General features: G+C 62.5%; 17 protein-coding genes and 1 riboswitch. Of the genes, 5 read left to right on the top strand and 12 right to left on the bottom strand.

From position 1 onward, the window contains the following. Positions 1-53: 53 nt before the first annotated feature. On the bottom strand, positions 54-1,151 hold the full coding sequence (locus BLU35_RS00400; protein WP_057248109.1) for a 2'-deoxycytidine 5'-triphosphate deaminase: 1,098 nt from the start codon (positions 1,149-1,151) through the stop codon (positions 54-56). Positions 1,152-1,225: 74 nt separating this feature from the next. Further along, positions 1,226-1,304, top strand: a riboswitch (SAM riboswitch). Positions 1,305-1,350: 46 nt separating this feature from the next. Between BLU35_RS00400 and BLU35_RS00395 the strand changes: the two genes are divergently transcribed. Both BLU35_RS00395 and apaG read left to right on the top strand, forming a co-directional pair. Further along, positions 1,351-2,535 carry an O-succinylhomoserine sulfhydrylase gene (locus BLU35_RS00395; RefSeq protein ID WP_058329049.1) on the top strand — a complete coding sequence of 395 codons (1,185 nt, stop codon included), beginning with the start codon at positions 1,351-1,353 and terminating at the stop codon, positions 2,533-2,535. A gap of 238 nt (positions 2,536-2,773) precedes the next feature. Continuing rightward, complete coding sequence (apaG, locus tag BLU35_RS00390) at positions 2,774-3,166, top strand: Co2+/Mg2+ efflux facilitator ApaG/CorD (protein ID WP_057248107.1); 393 nt, start codon at positions 2,774-2,776, stop codon at positions 3,164-3,166. 21 nt (positions 3,167-3,187) lie between these two features. On the opposite strand, the gene BLU35_RS00385 is transcribed toward apaG, so the two are convergent. The 3 genes from BLU35_RS00385 to BLU35_RS00375 all read right to left on the bottom strand — a co-directional run bounded on the left by BLU35_RS00385 (position 3,188) and on the right by BLU35_RS00375 (position 6,675). Further along, positions 3,188-4,177: an Hsp33 family molecular chaperone gene (locus BLU35_RS00385; RefSeq protein WP_093231849.1), complete on the bottom strand. Its 990-nt coding sequence runs from the start codon at positions 4,175-4,177 to the stop codon at positions 3,188-3,190. 280 nt (positions 4,178-4,457) lie between these two features. Continuing rightward, positions 4,458-5,375: an ornithine carbamoyltransferase gene (gene argF / locus BLU35_RS00380; RefSeq protein ID WP_057248105.1), complete on the bottom strand. Its 918-nt coding sequence runs from the start codon at positions 5,373-5,375 to the stop codon at positions 4,458-4,460. A 100-nt stretch (positions 5,376-5,475) separates the two neighbouring features. Continuing rightward, a complete protein-coding gene (locus BLU35_RS00375; protein WP_058323605.1) occupies positions 5,476-6,675 on the bottom strand; it encodes an aspartate aminotransferase family protein in 1,200 nt (399 codons plus the stop codon). A gap of 421 nt (positions 6,676-7,096) precedes the next feature. Between BLU35_RS00375 and BLU35_RS00370 the strand changes: the two genes are divergently transcribed. Continuing rightward, complete coding sequence (locus BLU35_RS00370) at positions 7,097-7,618, top strand: GcrA family cell cycle regulator (protein WP_057248103.1); 522 nt, start codon at positions 7,097-7,099, stop codon at positions 7,616-7,618. Positions 7,619-7,686: 68 nt separating this feature from the next. On the opposite strand, the gene phoB is transcribed toward BLU35_RS00370, so the two are convergent. The 7 genes from phoB to phoR all read right to left on the bottom strand — a co-directional run bounded on the left by phoB (position 7,687) and on the right by phoR (position 15,668). Continuing rightward, the gene (gene phoB / locus BLU35_RS00365; RefSeq protein ID WP_057248102.1) at positions 7,687-8,370 is read right to left on the bottom strand and encodes a phosphate regulon transcriptional regulator PhoB; all 684 of its coding nucleotides are present in this window, start codon (positions 8,368-8,370) and stop codon (positions 7,687-7,689) included. 258 nt (positions 8,371-8,628) lie between these two features. Then, a complete protein-coding gene (gene phoU / locus BLU35_RS00360) occupies positions 8,629-9,342 on the bottom strand; it encodes a phosphate signaling complex protein PhoU (protein WP_093231848.1) in 714 nt (237 codons plus the stop codon). Between the two features lie 50 nt (positions 9,343-9,392). Beyond that, on the bottom strand, positions 9,393-10,208 hold the full coding sequence (gene pstB, locus BLU35_RS00355; protein WP_058329052.1) for a phosphate ABC transporter ATP-binding protein PstB: 816 nt from the start codon (positions 10,206-10,208) through the stop codon (positions 9,393-9,395). 13 nt (positions 10,209-10,221) lie between these two features. Beyond that, positions 10,222-11,544, bottom strand: coding sequence for a phosphate ABC transporter permease PstA (pstA, locus tag BLU35_RS00350; RefSeq protein WP_093231847.1), 1,323 nt, complete (start codon positions 11,542-11,544; stop codon positions 10,222-10,224). Further along, positions 11,541-13,025 carry a phosphate ABC transporter permease subunit PstC gene (gene pstC / locus BLU35_RS00345; protein WP_093231846.1) on the bottom strand — a complete coding sequence of 495 codons (1,485 nt, stop codon included), beginning with the start codon at positions 13,023-13,025 and terminating at the stop codon, positions 11,541-11,543. Before pstC ends, pstA begins: the two co-directional genes overlap by 4 nt. Before the next feature lie 96 nt (positions 13,026-13,121). Beyond that, positions 13,122-14,156, bottom strand: a complete 1,035-nt coding sequence (locus BLU35_RS00340) for a substrate-binding domain-containing protein (protein ID WP_093231845.1) — start codon at positions 14,154-14,156, stop codon at positions 13,122-13,124. 195 nt (positions 14,157-14,351) lie between these two features. After that, on the bottom strand, positions 14,352-15,668 hold the full coding sequence (gene phoR, locus BLU35_RS00335) for a phosphate regulon sensor histidine kinase PhoR (RefSeq protein ID WP_502688123.1): 1,317 nt from the start codon (positions 15,666-15,668) through the stop codon (positions 14,352-14,354). A gap of 184 nt (positions 15,669-15,852) precedes the next feature. Here phoR and ppk2 point away from each other — a divergent pair, with 184 nt between their 5' ends. After that, positions 15,853-16,749: a polyphosphate kinase 2 gene (ppk2, locus tag BLU35_RS00330; RefSeq protein ID WP_093232295.1), complete on the top strand. Its 897-nt coding sequence runs from the start codon at positions 15,853-15,855 to the stop codon at positions 16,747-16,749. A 103-nt stretch (positions 16,750-16,852) separates the two neighbouring features. Here the strand turns inward: ppk2 and BLU35_RS00325 are convergent, their stop codons facing one another. Next, on the bottom strand, positions 16,853-18,052 hold the full coding sequence (locus BLU35_RS00325; RefSeq protein ID WP_093231844.1) for a biotin transporter BioY: 1,200 nt from the start codon (positions 18,050-18,052) through the stop codon (positions 16,853-16,855). Between the two features lie 341 nt (positions 18,053-18,393). On the opposite strand from BLU35_RS00325, the gene BLU35_RS00320 reads away from it, so the two are divergent. Beyond that, a complete protein-coding gene (locus BLU35_RS00320; RefSeq protein ID WP_093231843.1) occupies positions 18,394-19,404 on the top strand; it encodes an NAD(P)H-dependent flavin oxidoreductase in 1,011 nt (336 codons plus the stop codon). Positions 19,405-19,409: the final 5 nt, after the last annotated feature.

Genomic DNA, 19,409 nt, shown 5'->3' with positions numbered 1-19,409 from the left:
CGATCTGTCAAGGACCCTTGCGCGGTATCGCACGAGGGTCCCGTGCAAAATCCCTACTCGGCGCGGAAATGTTTCGAAAGCTTCAGGCCCTGGGCCTGGTAGTTGGAGCCGACGCCGAGGCCGTAGAGACCGTCAGGACGCTCCAGCATGTGTTCATAGATCAGGCGGCCGACGATCTGGCCATGTTCGAGGATGAACGGCACCTCGTGGCTGCGGACTTCCAGAACGGCGCGGCTACCGCTGCCACCGGCAGAGGCATGGCCGAAGCCGGGATCGAAGAAGCCGGCATAGTGCACGCGGAACTCGCCCACCAGCGGATCGAACGGCGTCATCTCGGCCGCATAAAGCGGCGGCACATGCACCGCTTCGCGCGAGACGAGGATGTAGAACTCGTCCGGATCGAGGATCAGCTCGTCGCGTCCGCGGCTATAGAGCGGCTCCCAGAAATCGAAGATCTTGTGCTGCGCCTTCTTGTCGACGTCGATGACGGCGGTGTGGTGTTTGCCACGGTAGCCAATCAGCCCCTCCGGACCGGTGCCCTTGAGGTCGATCGACAGTGCAATGCCGCCACCGCTGACATTCGGGCGCTCGCTCGCCACCAGCACGTCGCTTTCATGCAGCGCCAGCAGCTCCTGTTCGGAGAGCAGCGACTGGCCCATGCGGAAGCGGATCTGCGACAGGCGCGAACCACGGCGCACGACGATCGGGAAGGTGCGCGGGCTGATTTCGAGATAGAGGGGACCGCTATAGCCGGCAGGAATCTTGTCGAACTCTTGGGCGCGGTCGGTGATCACGCGGGTGAAGATGTCGAGGCGGCCGGTCGAGCTTTTCGGATTGGCCGAGGCCGACATGCCCGCAGGCAGCGCCAGGCTCTCCATCAACGGCACGATGTAGACGCAGCCGGTTTCAAGCACGGCGCCATCGGTGAGATCGACGACATGCAGCTTCAGCCGGTCAAGCTTGTCGGCGACGAGGTGGGACGGGCCTGGCATGAAGCTCGCGCGGACGCGGAAGGCCTTGGCGCCAAGGCGCAGGTCGAGGCTTGCCGGCTGGATCTGATCGTCATCCAGCGGCCTCTCGCTCTTCAGGCGCCCCGTTTCGAGCAGCGCGGCGATCGCGCGGTCGGCCAAAATCCCAGTATCGCGGGCCATTGCAGTCCTCTTTCCAGTTGCGAGACAAAACCAAACTCCGGGAATTGACGCAAGCGCACCCTAGCAGTATTGAAGCTTTATCCCGTGGTGATTTGGCCGGTCGGCTTGCAGCCACGTTAAACAAGTAGCTAAAAAGGCCGGGTGTCAAACCGGCCCATTTTTGCGGCCGGTTTTTTTTGTTTTTGAAGGTGATCGTCACATGAGCAAAAACTGGCGCCCGGCAACACAACTCGTCCACGGCGGAACCACCCGCTCCCAGCACGGCGAGACGTCCGAGGCGATCTTCCTCACCCAGGGCTTCGTCTACGAGACATCCGAGGCGGCAGAAGCGCGTTTCAAGGGCGAGACCGAAGGCTTCATCTATGCCCGCTACGGCAGCCCGACCAACGACATGTTCGAAAAGCGCATGTGCATGCTGGAAGGCGCCGAAGACGCGCGGGCCACGGCTTCGGGCATGGCTGCCGTTTCCGCGGCAATCCTCTGCCAGCTGAAGGCCGGCGATCATATCGTTGCCGCCCGTGCGCTGTTCGGTTCCTGCCGCTGGGTGGTCGAGACGCTGGCGCCGAAATACGGCATCGAATGCACGCTGGTCGATGGACGCGATCTCGCCAACTGGGAAAAGGCGATCCAGAAGAACACCAAGGTCTTCTTCCTGGAAAGCCCGACCAACCCGACGCTCGAAGTCATCGACATTGCCGGTGTGGCCAAGCTCGCCAACCAGATCGGCGCCAAGGTCGTCGTCGACAACGTCTTTGCGACGCCACTCTTCCAGAAGCCGCTGGAACTCGGCGCCCATATCGTCGTCTATTCCGCCACCAAGCATATCGATGGCCAGGGCCGCTGCCTCGGCGGCGTCGTGCTTGCTGACAAGGAATGGATCAACGAGAACCTGCACGACTACTTCCGTCATACCGGTCCGGCCATGTCGCCGTTCAATGCGTGGACGCTGCTGAAGGGCATTGAAACCCTGCCGCTGCGCGTGCGCCAGCAGACGGAAACCGCACGCCGCGTCGCCGACTTCCTGGCTGAGCAGCCGCAGGTGGCGAAGGTCATCTACCCCGGCCGCAAGGATCACCCGCAGGCCGACATCATCGCCAAGCAGATGACCGGCGGCTCCACCCTCGTCGCGTTTGAACTGAAGGGCGGCAAGGATGCGGCCTTCGCGCTGCAGAACGCACTGGAGATCGTCCGCATCTCTAACAACCTCGGCGACAGCAAGAGCCTGATCACCCATCCGGCAACGACGACGCACAAGAACCTGACCGACGAGGCCCGCGAAGAGCTGGGCATTTCCGCCGGCACGGTGCGTTTCTCGGCCGGCATCGAAGACAGCGAGGATGTCGTCGAGGATTTCGCCCGCGCGCTTAGGGCCGTCAAAGCCTGAGGCAACGAAAAGATACGGCCGCCACGACAGGCGGCGGCCGTCGATCCCTCGTGGCGCTCATGCAGCGGGCGCCCCGCCATCCAATATGGCTTCACCAGCGGGATCGAGCGGGTTCGAACAGCCGATCCGGATACCCGCAAGCCCTTGCCCCAGAATGGGTATGCACAATCTTGCCGTTATTCTTGACGAAACCATCTTGCTGTAGAATACCCTGAAAGACCGAAGCAAGGTGTTGCCCATGTATCGCGCTTTGACCCGCGACATAGAAGTTACGGTGGAGCCGTACTATCTCGAAGAGCAGTCGGACCCCGATGACGGCCGCTATGTCTGGGGCTATCGCATTGTCATCTCAAACCATTCGGACGCAGCCGTGCGGTTGATGACCCGCTACTGGCATATCACCGATGAGAATGGGCAGGTCGATGAGGTCAGCGGTCCCGGCGTGATCGGCGAACAGCCGCTGCTCAACCCCGGCGACACCTATGAGTATTCGTCCGGCTGCCCGCTGGACACGCCGTCGGGCGTGATGTTCGGCCACTACAGTATGGAAGCGGAAGGCGGAGAGACCTTCAACGTGGCCATCCCCGCCTTCTCGCTCGATTCACCCGGGCTCGTGCGTACCCTGAACTAGCTTGATCCTGAGTGGCGCCGGCTACTGCGGACGCACTTCGCTTGCCTCGAAACGATAGGTCGTCGAGCAGAATTCGCAGGTGACCTTCACGGCCCCATCCTCGATGGTGCTTTCGATATCATCAGCGTCCAGATTGGCGAGCACCGAGTGCAGCTTCTCGCGCGAGCAGCTGCAACGGTCAAAGACCGCCTGCGGCTCATAGACGCGAACGCCGCGCTCGTGAAACAGCCGGTAGAGCAAGCGTTCGGTTCCGACCATCGGGTCGGTCAGCTCGTCGGTGTCGATCGTCTCGACCATCACCTTGGCTTCCGCCCAGAGATCGTCATCCTCGAAGACGCCTTCCCCGTCATCGCCATCGCCGCCGGAAAGATCAGGCTGGCGCATGCGCTCCGGCGCTTCCGGCAGGAACTGCGCGACCATGCCGCCGGCACGCCAGCGATGGCGCGGCTTGCCGCTTTCATCGCGGTCGAGCAGCTCGGCAACGCCGAGCCTGACCTTGGTCGGGATCTGCTCTGACTGGCGGAAATAGACGCCAGCGATTTCTTCCAGCGTGGCGCCGTCCAGCGCAACGATGCCCTGATAGCGCTGAGTATGAGCGCCCTGGTCGATGGTGAAGGCGAGTATGCCCTTACCAAGCAGTTCATGCGAAAGGGTGCGGCCATCCTTCTCGGCGTCGGCAAGCGCATCTGCATCGTAGCGGGCATAGGCGCGCACGCGATCCGGCGTCGAGAAGTCGGCGACGACGAGATCCACCGGACCATCGCCTTTCGTCTGGACGATCAGCTTGCCTTCGAACTTCAGCGAAGTGCCGAGCAGAACCGTCAGCACGACGGTTTCGGCAACGAGCCGCGCGACCGGAAGCGGATAGTTGTGGCGCTCCAGAATTGCGTCGAGCATCGGGCCGAGCTGCACGGCGCGGCCGCGCACGTCGAGGCCTTCCACCTGGAAAGGCACGACGTGATCGTCACCGGCGAAGTCGAATTCACCAAGCCCTGGCGTCATGTCAGTCATGTCTTGCTCCTTGCCTCAGCAACTGCGTTGCGCCGGGGACATTCCTGTCCCCCGGCGCAACGTGCCCGCTGTCTCAATCGATCCCGCGATAAACGGATTGTCCACCGGATATGTGCCATCAGCCATTGCGCCGCGCACCACCCGTGGCAGTCGGCGCTTCACTGTTGCCAGGAGCGCCCTGCAGCCGCCTAGATCGTGTCGCACGGCGGCAATGTCAATAGCGGCCCTCACAGCCGCCGAAGCGCTGCGCCATCGCGCTCACCGCGGCGCTCGCAAGGGCCTAGACGAGCCCCATGCACCAGGCGATGATCGACTTCTGCGCATGCAGGCGGTTTTCGGCCTCATCGAAGACCACCGACTGCGGGCCGTCGATCACCTCGTCGGTCACCTCCTCGCCGCGGTGCGCCGGCAGGCAATGCATGAACAGCGCATCGGATGCCGCTTGCTTCATCAGCGCCTCGTTGACCTGATAGGGCTGGAAGACGTTGTGGCCGCGGGCACGATGCTCCTGGTTCATCGACACCCAGGTGTCGGTGACAACGCAATTGGCGTTGGCGACCGCCTGCTCGGCATCGTGACACAGCAGGATCTCGCCGCCGTTGTTGCGTGCCCAGTTCAGGATCTTGTCCTGCGGCTCGGAGCCAAGCGGCACCGCCATGTTCATGCGATAGCCGAAGCGGGCGGAGCCTTCGATCAGCGAGTGCAGCACGTTGTTGCCGTCGCCGGTCCAGGCAATCGTCTTGCCCTTCACCGGTCCGCGATGCTCCTCGAAGGTCATGATGTCGGCCATGATCTGGCACGGATGGGTGTCATCGGTCAGGCCGTTGATGACGGGGACCGTCGCGTGTTCTGCCAATTCCAGCAGGCGGCGATGGTCGGTGGTGCGGATCATGATCGCATCGACATAGCGCGACAGGACCTTCGCCGTATCGCCGATCGTCTCGGCGCGGCCGAGCTGCATCTCCGTGCCCGAAAGGAACAGGGTTTCGCCGCCGAGCTGGCGCATGCCGACATCGAAGGACACACGGGTGCGGGTGGACGGCTTTTCGAAGATCATCGCCAGCATCTTGCCGGCGAGCGGCTTCTCGGCGGTTCCGGCCTTGGTCGTCGCCTTTCGGACGCGGGCATCATCGATGATCGTCCGAAGATCGGCGGCCGTCATGGCCGAAAGATCGAGAAAGTGTCTGGTGCCTGCCATCGTACTCGGTTCCTCAAAAAATCCAACCTATGTGCGCCACGCAGCGGCGTGAACGCACGAAGGTCATTCTACCATCCTGGGTCAGTCTTGGCCCTATCGGTCAGGCCGCAGCGTTACCACTTGCCTTCCGCACTGCTTCGGCGGCGCGCTCGATGCGTGCGAGGCCCTCGCGTGCTTCCTCCGCCGTCACCGTCAACGGCGGCAGCAGGCGCAACACGTTGTCGCCGGCCGGCACGGCCAGGAGCTTCTCGGCGCGGATCTCCTTCAGGAGATCCGCCGAGGGGCCCTTTACCTTGATGCCCAGCATCAGGCCATCGCCGCGGATATCTTCGATGATATCGGGATAGCGATCCTTCAGCGAAGCAAGACCCTGGCGGAAGACGAGCGCGACGTCGCGCACATGGGCGAGGAAGCCATCAGCGAGGATGACGTCGAGCACGGCGTTGCCGACGGCCATCGCCAGCGGATTGCCGCCATAGGTCGAGCCATGCGTGCCCGCCACCATGCCGGCGGCCGCCTCTTCCGTCGCCAGGCAAGCGCCGAGCGGGAAGCCGCCACCGATACCCTTGGCAACGGCCATGATATCCGGGCGGATGCCCGTCCACTCATGGGCGAAAAGCTTGCCGGTGCGGCCGACGCCGGTCTGAACCTCGTCGAGGATCAGGAGCAGGCCGAATTCGTCGCAGAGGGCGCGCAGTTCCTGCATGAATTCCTTGGTCGCGGGACGGATGCCGCCCTCGCCCTGGATCGGCTCGATCAGGATCGCGGCGGTCTCCTCGGTGATCGCATTCTTGACGGCTGCGAGGTCGCCGAACGGAACCTGGTAGAACCCTGGGGCCTTTGGCCCGAAACCTTCAATGTACTTTTGCTGACCACCGGCCGCGATCGTCGCGATCGTGCGGCCGTGGAAGGCGCCCTCGAAGGTGATGATGTGAAACTTCTCCGGCTGGCCTTTGGCGAAGTGGTAGCGCCGCGCCGTCTTGATCGCGCATTCCAGCGCTTCCGCACCGGAATTGGTGAAGAAGACCCGATCAGCAAAGGTTACGGCGGCCAGGCGGCGTCCAAGACTTTCCTGACCGGGAACCTCGTAAAGGTTGGAAAGGTGCCAAACCTTCTCGGCCTGCGCCTTCAGCGCCTCGACGAGATGCGGATGCGCATGGCCGAGCGAGTTCACGGCAACGCCGGCAGCGAAGTCGAGATAGCGCGAGCCGTCTTCGGCGATCAGCCAGACGCCCTCTCCTCGCTCGAAACGCAACGGCGCGCGCATGTAGGTATCGTAAAGCGGCGTGGTTGCAGTCATGCGAGGCTCTCCTTCACTCCAATCGGCATCGGTCCCGCTGCTTCATGCGGCCCGATAAAAATCAAAAATGCCGCCTTTCGGCGGCGCAGGCACTATTCCTATTTCGCACTGCAATGTCAACAAAACCAAGCCTTGCAGCGCGGTAACGAGATCCATTTCCCTGCGACGAAAAAATCGGCCGGAAGGGCTTGCAAAAATGCAACGCTGATCGAGCAAGTTGGGGAAAACTACGAATTCGATTCGGCGTGATTCCCCGGACTCTTGCCACGGAGTCCGGCGGTCAGTACGTTAACATTCAATTACTAGACGCATGCGGCGGACCTAGTCACCAAAAGAGTTATCGCGTTTGCAACCTCGAGATTCAACCGGGGTGCGGTGAGGGATTCTGCCATCCCCAACGCTGAGAACGGAGAGTGCAGAAATGAACTGGACTGACGAGCGGGTGGAGAAACTGAAGAAGCTTTGGTCCGAGGGCCTGAGCGCAAGCCAGATCGCGGCACAGCTCGGCGGCGTCAGCCGTAACGCTGTCATCGGCAAGGTTCATCGCCTGAGCCTTCCCGGCCGCGCCAAAGCCGGCGGCAGCACCACTGCGGCAGCCCGCCCGAAGCGGCCGACCTCGGCGCCGCGCGCTCCGAACTACGCCTCGCGCGTTTCGACCCGCACCGTTGCCCGTCCGTCCGGCGCCACCGTCCTCAAGGAAGAGATCGAAGTCGATCTCGTTGCCGAGCAGGATTTCAGCATCCAGACCGACGTGGTCGTGCCGATGTCGCGCCGCCTCGAGCTGACCCAGCTCACCGAACGCACCTGCAAGTGGCCGATCGGCGACCCGCTGAAGGAAGAGTTCCACTTCTGCGGCAACGATTCCCCGGAAGCTTCGCCCTATTGCAGCTTCCATGCGCGGCTTGCCTACCAGCCATCCGCCGAGCGCCGTCGGATGCGCTAAGGATCCGCACAGGACCAAAACGAAAGGGGCCGATCGGCCCCTTTTTCATTGACTTCTGTTTGCCCTTCTCAGCTTTCGAGCGAGTAGCCGGCGCCGCGCACGGTGCGGATGACATCAGGCATGGTCGAGAAGTTCAGCGCCTTGCGCAGGCGGCCGACATGCACGTCGACGGTCCGCTCGTCGACATAGATGTCGTGGCCCCAGACGCCGTCCAGCAACTGCGAGCGCGAGAAGACACGGCCCGGAGAGGACATCAGGAACTCCAGCAGGCGGAACTCCGTCGGCCCCAGGCGAACTTCGCGGCTGCGACGATGGACGCGATGGGTTTCCCGGTCGAGCTCGATGTCGCCGCAGCGCAGCAGCGTCGAGAGAACTTCGGGCTTCGCCCGGCGGAGCATCGCCTTGACGCGGGCCATCAGCTCCGGCGTGGAGAAGGGCTTGACCACATAGTCGTCGGCCCCGGTCGCGAGACCGCGAACGCGCTCGCTTTCCTCGCCGCGCGCCGTCAGCATGATGATCGGCAGCCGCTCCGTCTCCGGGCGCTGGCGCAACCTACGGCAAAGCTCGATGCCGGAGACGCCAGGCAACATCCAGTCGAGGATCAGAAGGTCGGGCAGGCGTTCCTGTAGCCGGATCTCCGCCTCGTCACCCCTGAGGATCGTATCGACGTCGAAGCCTTCAGCTTCCAGATTGTAACGCAGCAGGACGCTCAGCGCCTCTTCGTCTTCGACCACGGCGATTTTTGGCAACATCAGGTAACGTCTCCTTACCGCGAGCGCCGCGCGGGTCCAGCGGACCGGCCGGCACTCAGACACTCTAAATCTGGAGCATCCCCGCCATTTTCAAAGGCGGTGCGAAAAGCCGCATGCTTCAGATGCAGGAATTCGGGGCCGCGACCGAAGCCGCGACCGGATGATACTCATGGGCATGCATTGCGAACGGCGCGTTTGACGCCAGAGCGGGATGAGGAAAAGTGTATGCGGTTGTCCCCCGCATCCCGCTCAAACCTTCTAGTCGTTGACCGAGCCCAACGTCGACGTGTTGTCATCCTTCGGGCGCTCGCCCTCCGGCTGGGCACCCGTCGCCATGTAATAGATCGTCTCGGCGATGTTGGTCGCGTGGTCGCCGATACGCTCGATGTTCTTGGCACAGAACAGAAGATGCGTGCAGGGCGTGATGTTGCGCGGATCTTCCATCATGTAGGTGAGCAGCTCGCGGAACAGCGAGGTGTAGATCGCGTCGATCTCCTCGTCGCGTTCGCGAATGCTATTGGCCTTTTCCGGCGAACGCGAGGCATAGACGTCGAGCACTTCCTTGAGCTGCACCAGAGCGAGTTCGGCGAGATGCTCGAGACCGCGGGCGAGCTTGCGCGGGATGCCCGAACCGGCAACCGCGATCACGCGCTTGGCAGTGTTCTTGCCGAGGTCGCCGACACGCTCCAGGTCGGAGGCGATGCGGATCGACCCCATGATCTCGCGAAGGTCGGCGGCGACCGGCTGGCGCTTGGCGATCGTGACAATCGCCTTCTCGCCGATCTGGCGCTCGGCATCATCGAGAACGGTGTCGTCCGAGATTACCTTTTGCGCCAGCGCCAGGTCGGAATTGACTAGGGCGCGGACGGATTCGGCGACCATCTGCTCGGCGAGACCGCCCATTTCCGAGATGCGGCGCGTCAGGTACTTCAGTTCTTCGTCATAGGCGGACATGATATGCATGGACATGATCGTCGATCCTTACAGGCGCTTTCCAGTGACTGTTGCAGCCGTGATTGGCCTCAGCCGAAGCGGCCCATGATGTAATCCTGGGTGCGCTGGTCATCCGGATTGGTGAACATCTTGTCGGTGTCGTTCTCCTCGACGAGATTGCCGAGGTGGAACATGGCGGTGCGCTGCGACACGCGGGCGGCCTGCTGCATCGAGTGGGTCACGATGACGATCGTGAAGTTCGTGCGCAGTTCGTGGATGAGTTCCTCGACCTTGGCGGTCGCGATCGGGTCGAGTGCCGAGCAGGGCTCGTCCATCAGGATGACTTCCGGGCTGACGGCAACAGCGCGTGCGATGCAAAGGCGCTGCTGCTGACCACCGGAGAGGCCGGTGCCCGGCTCCTGCAGGCGGTCCTTCACCTCGTTCCACAAACCTGCCTTCTGCAGGCTGGTCTCGACCACATCGTCAAAGTCCGCCTTGGTGCGGGCAAGTCCGTGGATGCGCGGACCGTAGGCGACGTTGTCGTAGATCGACTTCGGGAACGGGTTCGGCTTCTGGAAGACCATGCCGACGCGGGCGCGCAGCTCGACCACGTCAATGGTCGGGTCGTAGATGTCGTCCTCATCGAGCGTGATCTTGCCGGTGACGCGGCAGTTCTCGATGGTGTCGTTCATGCGGTTCAGCGTGCGCAGGAAGGTCGACTTGCCGCAGCCCGACGGACCGATCAGCGCCGTTACCGTGTTCTCGCGGATGTTGAGGTTGACGTCGAAAAGCGCCCGCTTCTCGCCGTAGTAGACCGACACATCCTTGCCGATCATCTTGAAGGGAACCGTGTTCATTTTCTGATCCAAGGCTTTCTCGACCGCTGCTTCTGACATGATGTTCATAGTAATTACCTCACTACCAACGGCGCTCAAAGCGACGTCGCAACAGAATGGCGCCAAGGTTCATGACGACGAGGAAGATGAGAAGTATGATGATCGCGCCGGAGGTGCGCTCGACGAAGGCGCGTTCCGCCTCGTTGGCCCACATGTAGATCTGCACCGGCAGCGCTGTCGATGGCTCCATCGGCGAACCGGGATAGTCGACGACGAAGGCGACCATGCCGATCAACAGCAACGGCGCGGTTTCGCCAAGCGCATGGGCAAGGCCGATGATCGTACCGGTCAGAATGCCCGGCATCGCCAGCGGCAGAACGTGGTGGAAGATGGTCTGCATCTTCGAGGCACCGAGACCGAGCGCCGCCGAACGGATGGACGGCGGAACCGCCTTCAAGGCCGCGCGGGTGGCGATGATGATCGTCGGCAGGGTCATCAGCGTCAGCACGAAACCGCCGACGACGGCCGCCGAACGCGGCATGCCGGCAAAGTTGATGAAGACGGCGAGACCCAACAGACCGTAGACGATCGACGGAACGGCCGCGAGGTTGTTGATGTTGACCTCGATCAGGTCGGTGAGCCGGTTCTTCGGAGCGAACTCTTCGAGATAGATCGAGGCGGCAACGCCGATCGGCAACGACAGCAGGAGCACGATCAGCATCATGTAGAACGAGCCGAGGGCGGCAACGCCGACGCCCGCCGCTTCAGGACGGCTGGAGGCGCCGAAGGTGAAGATGCCGGTGTTGAAGCTCTTCTTCAGGACGCCGGCGCTTTCGAGCTCGTTCATCCAGGTGACCTGCTGGTCCTTGACCTTGCGCTTGCTCTCTTCGACCTTGAGGTCGATCTGCCCCTTGTTGGCGGAGTCGATGTTGGCTTCGGCCAAAAGGGTGACTGGAATGGTCTTGCCGATGATGGACGGATCCGCCACGACCATGTCGCGCAAGAGCGTACGGGAGCTCGCAGAGACCATATCGGTCGCCTGCTTGACCAGCGGCCGCTTGGTCGCATCGATGCCGAGCTGCTTGATGAGCGCATCGCGCACCAGCAGCGGATAGTTGGCGGTCATCAGTACCTTGCTGTCGGTCGTGCGTTCGCCGTTGGGGTCGATCACCTTTTCGGTGAATTCGATCGGCAGCGTGATCGTCGTCTGCTGGAACGCGGTGTAGCCGTTGGAAATGACGGTCCACAGCAGCAGCGCCAGGAAGAAGAGACCGGTGCTGATTGCCGCAATGCCGTAGGCGCGGAACCGGCGTTCGGCAGCGTAGCGGCGCTTGATGCCGATATCGCGTTTTGCGGATTCGGGACGGGCGGAGATCCGGACGGTCGGGGAAGCGATGTCGGTCATTCGTACTGTTCCCGGTATTTGCGCACGATGTAGAGCGCGTAAATGTTGAGGCCGAGCGTGATGACAAAGAGCGTGATGCCCAGCGCGAAGGCCACCAGCGTCTGCGGCGAGGTGAACTCGAGGTCGCCCGTCAACTGGTTGACGATCTTCACGGTCACCGTCGTCATCGGCTCGAAGGGATTGATCTGCATGCGGGCCGCGACACCGGCTGCCAGCACCACGATCATCGTTTCGCCGACGGCACGCGATGCGGTCAGAAGCAGCGCGCCGACGATGCCGGGAAGTGCTGCCGGGAGAATAACCTTCTTGACCGTTTCCGAGCGGGTGGCACCGAGACCGAGCGAGCCGTCACGCAATGCGCGCGGCACCTGGGTGATGATGTCGTCCGAGAGCGACGACACGAACGGGATCAGCATGATGCCCATGACGATGCCTGCGGTGACCACGCTCTGCGCCTGGATGAAGTTCTGGTAATTGCCGGTGGCAAGACCGTTCAGCTGCGCCGAGATATCACGCAGGAACGGACCAACGGTCACGAGAGCGAAGAAACCGTAGACGATGGTCGGGATGCCGGCGAGGACTTCGAGCAGCGGCTTTGCGGTCGAACGCAAGCGCGGGCTTGCATACTCCGCCATGTAGATGGCTGCGAAGAGGCCGATCGGCACCGCAAAGAGCATGGCGACGAAGGCGATGTAGAGCGTGCCGGTGAGAAGCGGGATCAGGCCGAACTGGCCGGAGGCGCCGCCGCTGCCGGCAGCAGCGAAACGCGGATCCCAGACCGTGCCGAAGAAGAACTCGAACGGCGAGACCATGGTGAAGAAGCGGCCGGCTTCCGACAGCATCGAGGCGACGATGCCGACCGTCGTCAGGATGGCGATGGAAGACGCGACGATCAGCGAGCCGAGAATGACCCGCTCGACCTGGTTGCGTGCACGGAAGCGGGTGGCGATGTTGCGGATGGCGTAGATGCCGCCGGCAATCGCGATCAACAGTACGGCCGCGGTCATCAGCCAACGGTTGGTGGCGGTCATCGCGTTGAAATGCTGGGCGACGGTGACCATGTAGGGCTCGCCTTCGCCGGCCAGGGCGACGCCCTTGGCTGCGAGCGTCGAGCGGAGATTGGCGGCACCGCTTTGAAGTGCCGCGACCTCCTCGCCGCTCAGGCGCAGCAGACCACCGGCAACGGACTTGACCTGGCCGAGCGCGAGCTGAACCGCAGCGGTCCCCTGGCTCTGGACGGTGTCCGGCAGGGCCGCGCGCGTGCTCCCGTCAATATACATAGGAGCGGCAATCAGCCAGGTGCCGAGAACGAGCGCCGCCGGCAGCATCGCCCAGATAGCGACGTAGCTACCGTGATAGCCGGGCAAGGAATGAAGGTTGGAGAGCTTGCCGCCAGCCTGCGCCAGCGAACGTGCGCGACCGGCAAAATAGGCAATGAAACCAATAACAATAATTAGCAAAAGAAGGAGCGAGGTACTCATCCGCACGTCTCCCCGGTATCGCCCGTCATGGGCCGCCGGCAAATCGAATGAAGGCATGCCCCGGCGCGAAGGATATCGCGCCGGGGCTTGTCGTTATCAGAGCATGTTGCCGGCTGCGAAAGCCTTGCGGATTTCTTCGCGCTCGGCGTCCGGAGCAGCAACCAGGCCGTACTCGGCGAGCGGGCTGTCCGGGCCGATCATCTGGTCGTTGATGAAGAACTCAACATATTCCTTGAGGCCCGGGATAACGCCGAGGTGTGCCTTCTTGACGTAGAAGAACAGCGGGCGGGAAACCGGATACTCGCCGGAAGCGATCGTTTCGGTCGACGGTACGATGCCGTTGACGGTCGCGACCTTCAGCTTGTCGGCGTTGTTTTCGTAGAAGGACAGGCCGAAGACGCCGATGCCGTTCTTGTTGGCAGCGATACGGGCGAGCGTCTCGGTGTAGTCGCCGTCGATGTCGACAGCCATGCCGTCCTTACGGACCGCGACGCACTTGCTGTGCTGCTGCTTTTCATCGGCAACGGCAGCCTTGATGACGTCAACGGCGCCGGCGTTCTTGCAGCCTGCAGCCAGGATCTTCTCTTCGAAGACTTCGCGGGTGCCGTGCTTTTCGCCCGGGATGAAGGCGGCGATTTCAACTTCCGGAAGGGCGGAGTTGACTTCCGACCACTTCTTGTAGGGGTTGGCAACGATCTTGCCATCGACGACGACTTCAGCAGCGAGAGCCTTGTAGAGGTCTTCCGGCTTCAGGGCGAGGTCGGCATTGCCGGCGTCGGTCGCGAAGACGATACCGTCATAGCCGATCTTGACTTCCTGGATTTCGGTCACGCCAGCGGCCTTGCAGGCCTCGACTTCGCTGTCCTTGATCTTGCGCGAGGAGTTCGCGACGTCGATGGTGTCCGGGCCGACGCCCTTGCAGAATTCCTTCAGGCCGGCCGAGGAGCCGCCAGATTCAACGACCGGGGTCTTGAAGTCGGGGAAGGTCTCGCCGAACGTCTCGGCTACGATCTTGGCGTAGGGAAGAACGGTCGAGGAGCCAGCGACCTGAACCTGGTCACGGGCGGCGGCTGCGCCGGCAAATGCGGCAGACGCTACCAGCGCCGCGACAGTGAGTTTAAGAGCTTTCATAAAAGTTCTCCCGGAATGGGCTTGTGTTGGTGTGCGCCAAGCGTTGCAGCGCTCTTCGCCGTCTTATCGGCTGCCCCTAGTTAGCGGCCGATGGCCACACCTTTTATGTCAGTTTGACGAAACATTTATGACAGCTCATGTCATTGAAAATGCTAAGGGAAAATGAACGGTCCCGGCTTTTCCAGCGCCAATATGTCAGAACCGGACCGTAAAAGTCGTACCTTTGCCGATCTCAGAATGGATCAGCAGCCGGGCACGGTGCCGGGTGAGGATGTGTTTGACGATGGCAAGGCCCAATCCGGTGCCCTTTTTCGAGCGGCTGGCCTCGACATTGACCCGATAAAAACGCTCGGTAATGCGCGGGACATGCTCGGCGGGGATGCCCGGCCCATAGTCCTTCACGATCACCTCGGCCTGTGCCCCTTCTTCGCCGCCACGCAAGGTTATGTCGACCTTCTTGCCCTCCTGGCCGTACTTGCAGGCATTCTCGATCAGGTTCTCGAAGACTTCGATGAGTTCGTCGCGATCGCCCTGCACGATGACGGGTTTGTCCGGCACCACGAGAGAGACCGTGACGTCGAGGTCCTTCGCCAGCGGCAGGAGGCTGTCGCGGACATGGCCGAGCAAGGGCGCAAGGTCCACCGGATCGTCCGGCGCGATATGCGAGCGCAACTCCAGTCGCGAGAGCGACAGGAGGTCGTCGACGAGGCGGCTCATGCGCGTCACCTGCTCATGCATGATGCCGAAGAATTTTTCCTGCGCCTTCAAGTCGTTGCGCGCGGGGCCCTGGAGGGTCTCGATGAAACCGCGAAGCGATGCCAGCGGCGTGCGCAGCTCATGGCTGGCATTGGCCACGAAATCCGACCGCATGCGGTCGATGCGGCGCGCCTGCGAGATATCGCGAAAGGTGATCAGGAAGATGCGGGGTGTTCGTCCCTCGCCGCCGATTTCAGCGGGTGCCACGCGCACGACATAGACGGCATCCGACGGCAGGCGCTCGGTATGCTCGATCTGGTTGGCCTTGCCGGTCGCCATCGTCTCGCGGATCATGTCGAGAACACCGGGCGAACGCACCCGGGCGGCCAGGTAAGTGTTCGGCGGAATGGTGCCGAAGGCTTTCTCCGCGGCGATGTTCTGGAAAACCACCGTCTCATCGGCGGCGACGACCAACACCGGCATGTCGAGCGCATTCAGCGCCGGCACCAGCGGATCGCTGGTCGGGCCATCGACGGCCACCGCCTTGGCCGGGCTCAAGATCACCGAGGCCGGCGCACTGCGGTTGAGCAGCGCCGCAACCAGAACGATCCAGAAGGGAAGCACGATAAGGAAATGGATGCCGGCAAAGGTCGCAAGGATCGCCAAAAGCAGGGTGAGGCCCAGCAGCCAGCGCTCAGCCTTCAGCCGCGGCACCAGGTCCCGCCAGAACGCTTTCGAACCGTCCACCTCGACATCCTCATGAATCACTTTGTCTTCCTCCCGGACCAAAATGATCGAGGAATAGCGATCCTTCATGACATGATTTTCACGACCGGCTTGAATCCGCAATGCAATTGTGGCCTCCTCCAAGGAAATCGGGCCTTGAGCACCGCGACTTTTCGGCGCTGCTTGGAGCTGCAGAAGTTTGAAAACGCGCATGATCCTGCCGATGATCGAAGCCGGTTTTCGGGCCCGTGCGCCAAGCCGAAGGGGCGAGCATATGGCGTTAGCGGAGACGGCGGAAAAGGCGGAAAGCCGCGCAGTGGAGCTGCAGATCGACGGCAAGAGCCGCGTCTTCGACATCGACAATCCCGAGTTGCCGAAGTGGATCGATGACGCAGCGTTTGCGTCCGATGACTATCCCTACAAGAAGAAGCTCGACGAGGAAGAATATCTCGAGACGCTGGAGAAGCTTCAGATCGAGCTGGTCAAGGTTCAGCTCTGGCAGCAGAAAACCGGAAAACGCATCATCGCGCTGTTCGAGGGCCGCGACGCCGCCGGCAAGGGCGGCGCGATCCATGCGACCATGGGCAACCTGAACCCACGCTGGGCCCGCATCGTGGCGCTGACGAAGCCGACAGAGACTGAGCGCGGGCAATGGTATTTTCAGCGCTATGTCGCGACCATGCCGACGGCTGGGGAATTCGTGCTGTTCGACCGCTCCTGGTACAACCGCGCAGGCGTCGAGCCGGTCATGGGCTTTTGCACGCCCGAGCAGCACAAGCAGTTCCTGAAGCAGGCGCCTCGCTTCGAAAAGATGATCGTGCACGAGGATATCCAGTTCTTCAAATTCTGGATCAACATCGGCCGCGAGATGCAGCTCAAGCGCTTCCACGATCGCTGCCACGATCCGCTGAAGATCTGGAAGCTGTCGCCGATGGACATCGCCGCCCTCAACAAGTGGGACGACTACACGGCAAAGCGCAACGAGATGCTGAAGGCAACACACACGGACCACGCACCCTGGACCGTGGTGCGCGGCAACGACAAGCGACGCGCGCGCCTCAATCTCATCCGCCACATCCTCTCCACGCTCGACTATGACGGCAAGGACAAGAGCGCGATCGGTGAGGTCGACGACAAGATTGTCGGGTCCGGCCCGGGCTTTCTGAAATAGCGCCCATACGACAGCGGCCGAAGGCGACGGCCCCGCCAGAGGGCGGCCAATGCGGTCGCCCATTGGGGTCAGGCTTGAGGACACCGAGGCCCTCGAGCGGGACTTATTGGCCCGGAAGGACGCGTATAGCGTAGAGGGTGAGCCCCTTGCCCTCACCGCTGATATCGCTGTTGATCACGATCCGGCCGGCGGAGTTCGGCGCAAGGCTGCGATCGAAGGTGATCTTGAACAGCATGTCGAGCCGCTCGTCATGCACCGTGAAGCGATGACGGCCGCATTCGCCGAGCGAAGAGAAATTGCACTCGACGGCAAATTCGGTCGTCTTGCCCGGCTGGGCCTGCACCGTCAGCGCCATGGTCGAGGTTTTGCCGGACAGCTGCGCCAGGACCGTTGCCGGGATCTCGATGGTGATGTCGCCTTCCGTTTCGGCAACCGAGGAAGTCAACTGGATGCGCTTGCCACCGTCGTCATCCACCGGCTCGGCCTTGGCGCGTGAGCCCGCCACGACCGCGGCAGTGTTTTCAGGCGCAAAGACTTCCACCCAGTCACCGGTGAAGCCCTGCTGGGCGCCGAGCGTTTGCAGACCGGCAGCGCCGTCGAAATCTTCCGATGCCACCGATGCCGGCGGGTTGGCGACGTTGGTGTCGCGTTCGGCCGCGGATTTCAGAAGATCATTGGTCTGCACCCACCAGGCGGCAGCACCTGCGGCTGCGGCAAGGGTGACGACCACCATGGTGAAGGACAGGAAGCGGCTGCGCTTGCGGCGGCGCTTTCGATCGGTATCTCCACGAACCTCGGGCGCGGCGGCGGCTTCCGCGCTCTTTGCAGCAGTATCCGCTGCCGCACGCGTCGAGACGACCGGACCATCACGGTCGGCCCGAAGGCCGCCGAGACTGCCGTCATTCGCGGCGGGACGGGACGCATCGGCGGCAAAGCCAGGCTCGCGGCGGTCCGCCGCCGGCGACTGCGCTTGGGCCTGAGGCCGGGATTGCGGCTCGATACGCGCCTGCTCCGGGCCACGTGCGCGGACGTTATCATCGACACTGACGACGGGAGGTGTGGCAACGGGAGGCGCCGGTTGCCGAGCCCTGAGGGCGGCACGCTCCTCCGTTTCGATCGCATGGATCACCGCCTCCAGCCGATGGCGCTGCTGGGCGATGACGTTGACGTCCTCAATTCCCTGTTTCTGCAGCCCGGCTTCCAGCGCCTGGCGGGCCGACTGGTAGATGCGCGCGCGCGTTTCCGCGCTGGCGCGGTCGGAGCGCTCGAGCGCATTTCTGATCGCAGTCTCAAGTCCGCTCACATCAAGTCCTCTGTGTAGGCAGGGCTTTGGGCCCGCCGGCGCGCTCCAGCTGATCGGTACCCCTCGATCTTTCTCCAAGGGCCTAACGGTTAAATCTGGAGGCACGCCGTTGGTTTTGTTAACAATTGCGTAACCGCTGCTTTCGGAATCCGCAAGTCCGGCGGCCCAGTCGACCGGCCAAGCCCGGGGAAAACGCGACAACTTCGCAGGCACAATGCAGGATAAGCCGGCGTCGCCGGCGCGAAAACCACCTCTTTGCAAGCGATGAACTTGCTGCTATCTGTTTTGACGTTTACGCTAACGTCAAAGTTCAATGCGCCAATCGAGGGATGGAGAAACCGATGCCGCTTCCGCCAATTCTTTCCGGAACGACGAGACTGCCGGTCGTCGGCGCGCCCCTGTTCATCATCTCCAATCCGCAGTTGACGATTGCACAGTGCAAGGCCGGTGTGATCGGCGCCTTCCCAGCGCTCAACGCTCGTCCGCATTCGCAGCTCGACGAATGGCTTGCAGAGATCACCGAGACGCTCGCCGATCACGACGCCAAGAACCCGGGCCGGCGCGCCGCGCCCTTCGCCGTCAACCAGATCGTGCACAAGTCCAACGCGCGTCTCGAACAGGACCTGATGCTTTGCATCAAATACAAGGTTCCGGTGGTCATTTCCTCGCTCGGCGCCGTGCCCGAGGTCAATGCCGCGATCCATTCCTACGGTGGCATCGTGCTGCATGACATCATCAACAACCGCCACGCCAATTCGGCGATCCGCAAGGGCGCCGATGGCCTGATCGCCGTTGCTGCCGGCGCCGGCGGTCATGCCGGCACGCTTTCGCCGTTTGCGCTCATCCAGGAAATCCGCTCCTGGTTCGACGGCCCGCTGCTTCTTTCCGGCGCGATCGCCACCGGCGGCGCCATCCTGGCCGCCCAGGCGATGGGTGCCGACATGGCCTATATCGGCTCGCCGTTCATCGCGACGGAAGAGGCGCGCGCCACCGACGCCTACAAGCAGATGATCGTCGACAGCAACGCCGCCGACATTGTCTATTCCAATTATTTCACCGGCATTCACGGCAACTACCTGAAGCCCTCGATCGCTTCTGCCGGCATGGATCCGGACAATCTGCCGGAAGCAGATCCGTCGAAGATGGACTTTGGCGCCGCAACCGACAGCGCCAAGGCCTGGAAGGACATCTGGGGCTGCGGCCAGGGCATCGGCGCGGTCAAGGAAGTGACCTCCGTCGCCCGTCTCGTCGACCGGCTCGAGCGCGAATACGATGCGGCACGTACCCGCCTTGGCCTGAACGCCATGCCCGTCGCGGCCACCAACAAGGAATTTTCAAGTTCTCGAAACTGATGGCT

This window comes from Sinorhizobium sp. NFACC03 (genome assembly GCF_900103435.1).
Taxonomy (GTDB): domain Bacteria; phylum Pseudomonadota; class Alphaproteobacteria; order Rhizobiales; family Rhizobiaceae; genus Ensifer.
The sequence above is the reverse complement of the archived record's forward strand: the minus strand, read 5'-3'. Positions and strand labels throughout refer to the sequence as shown.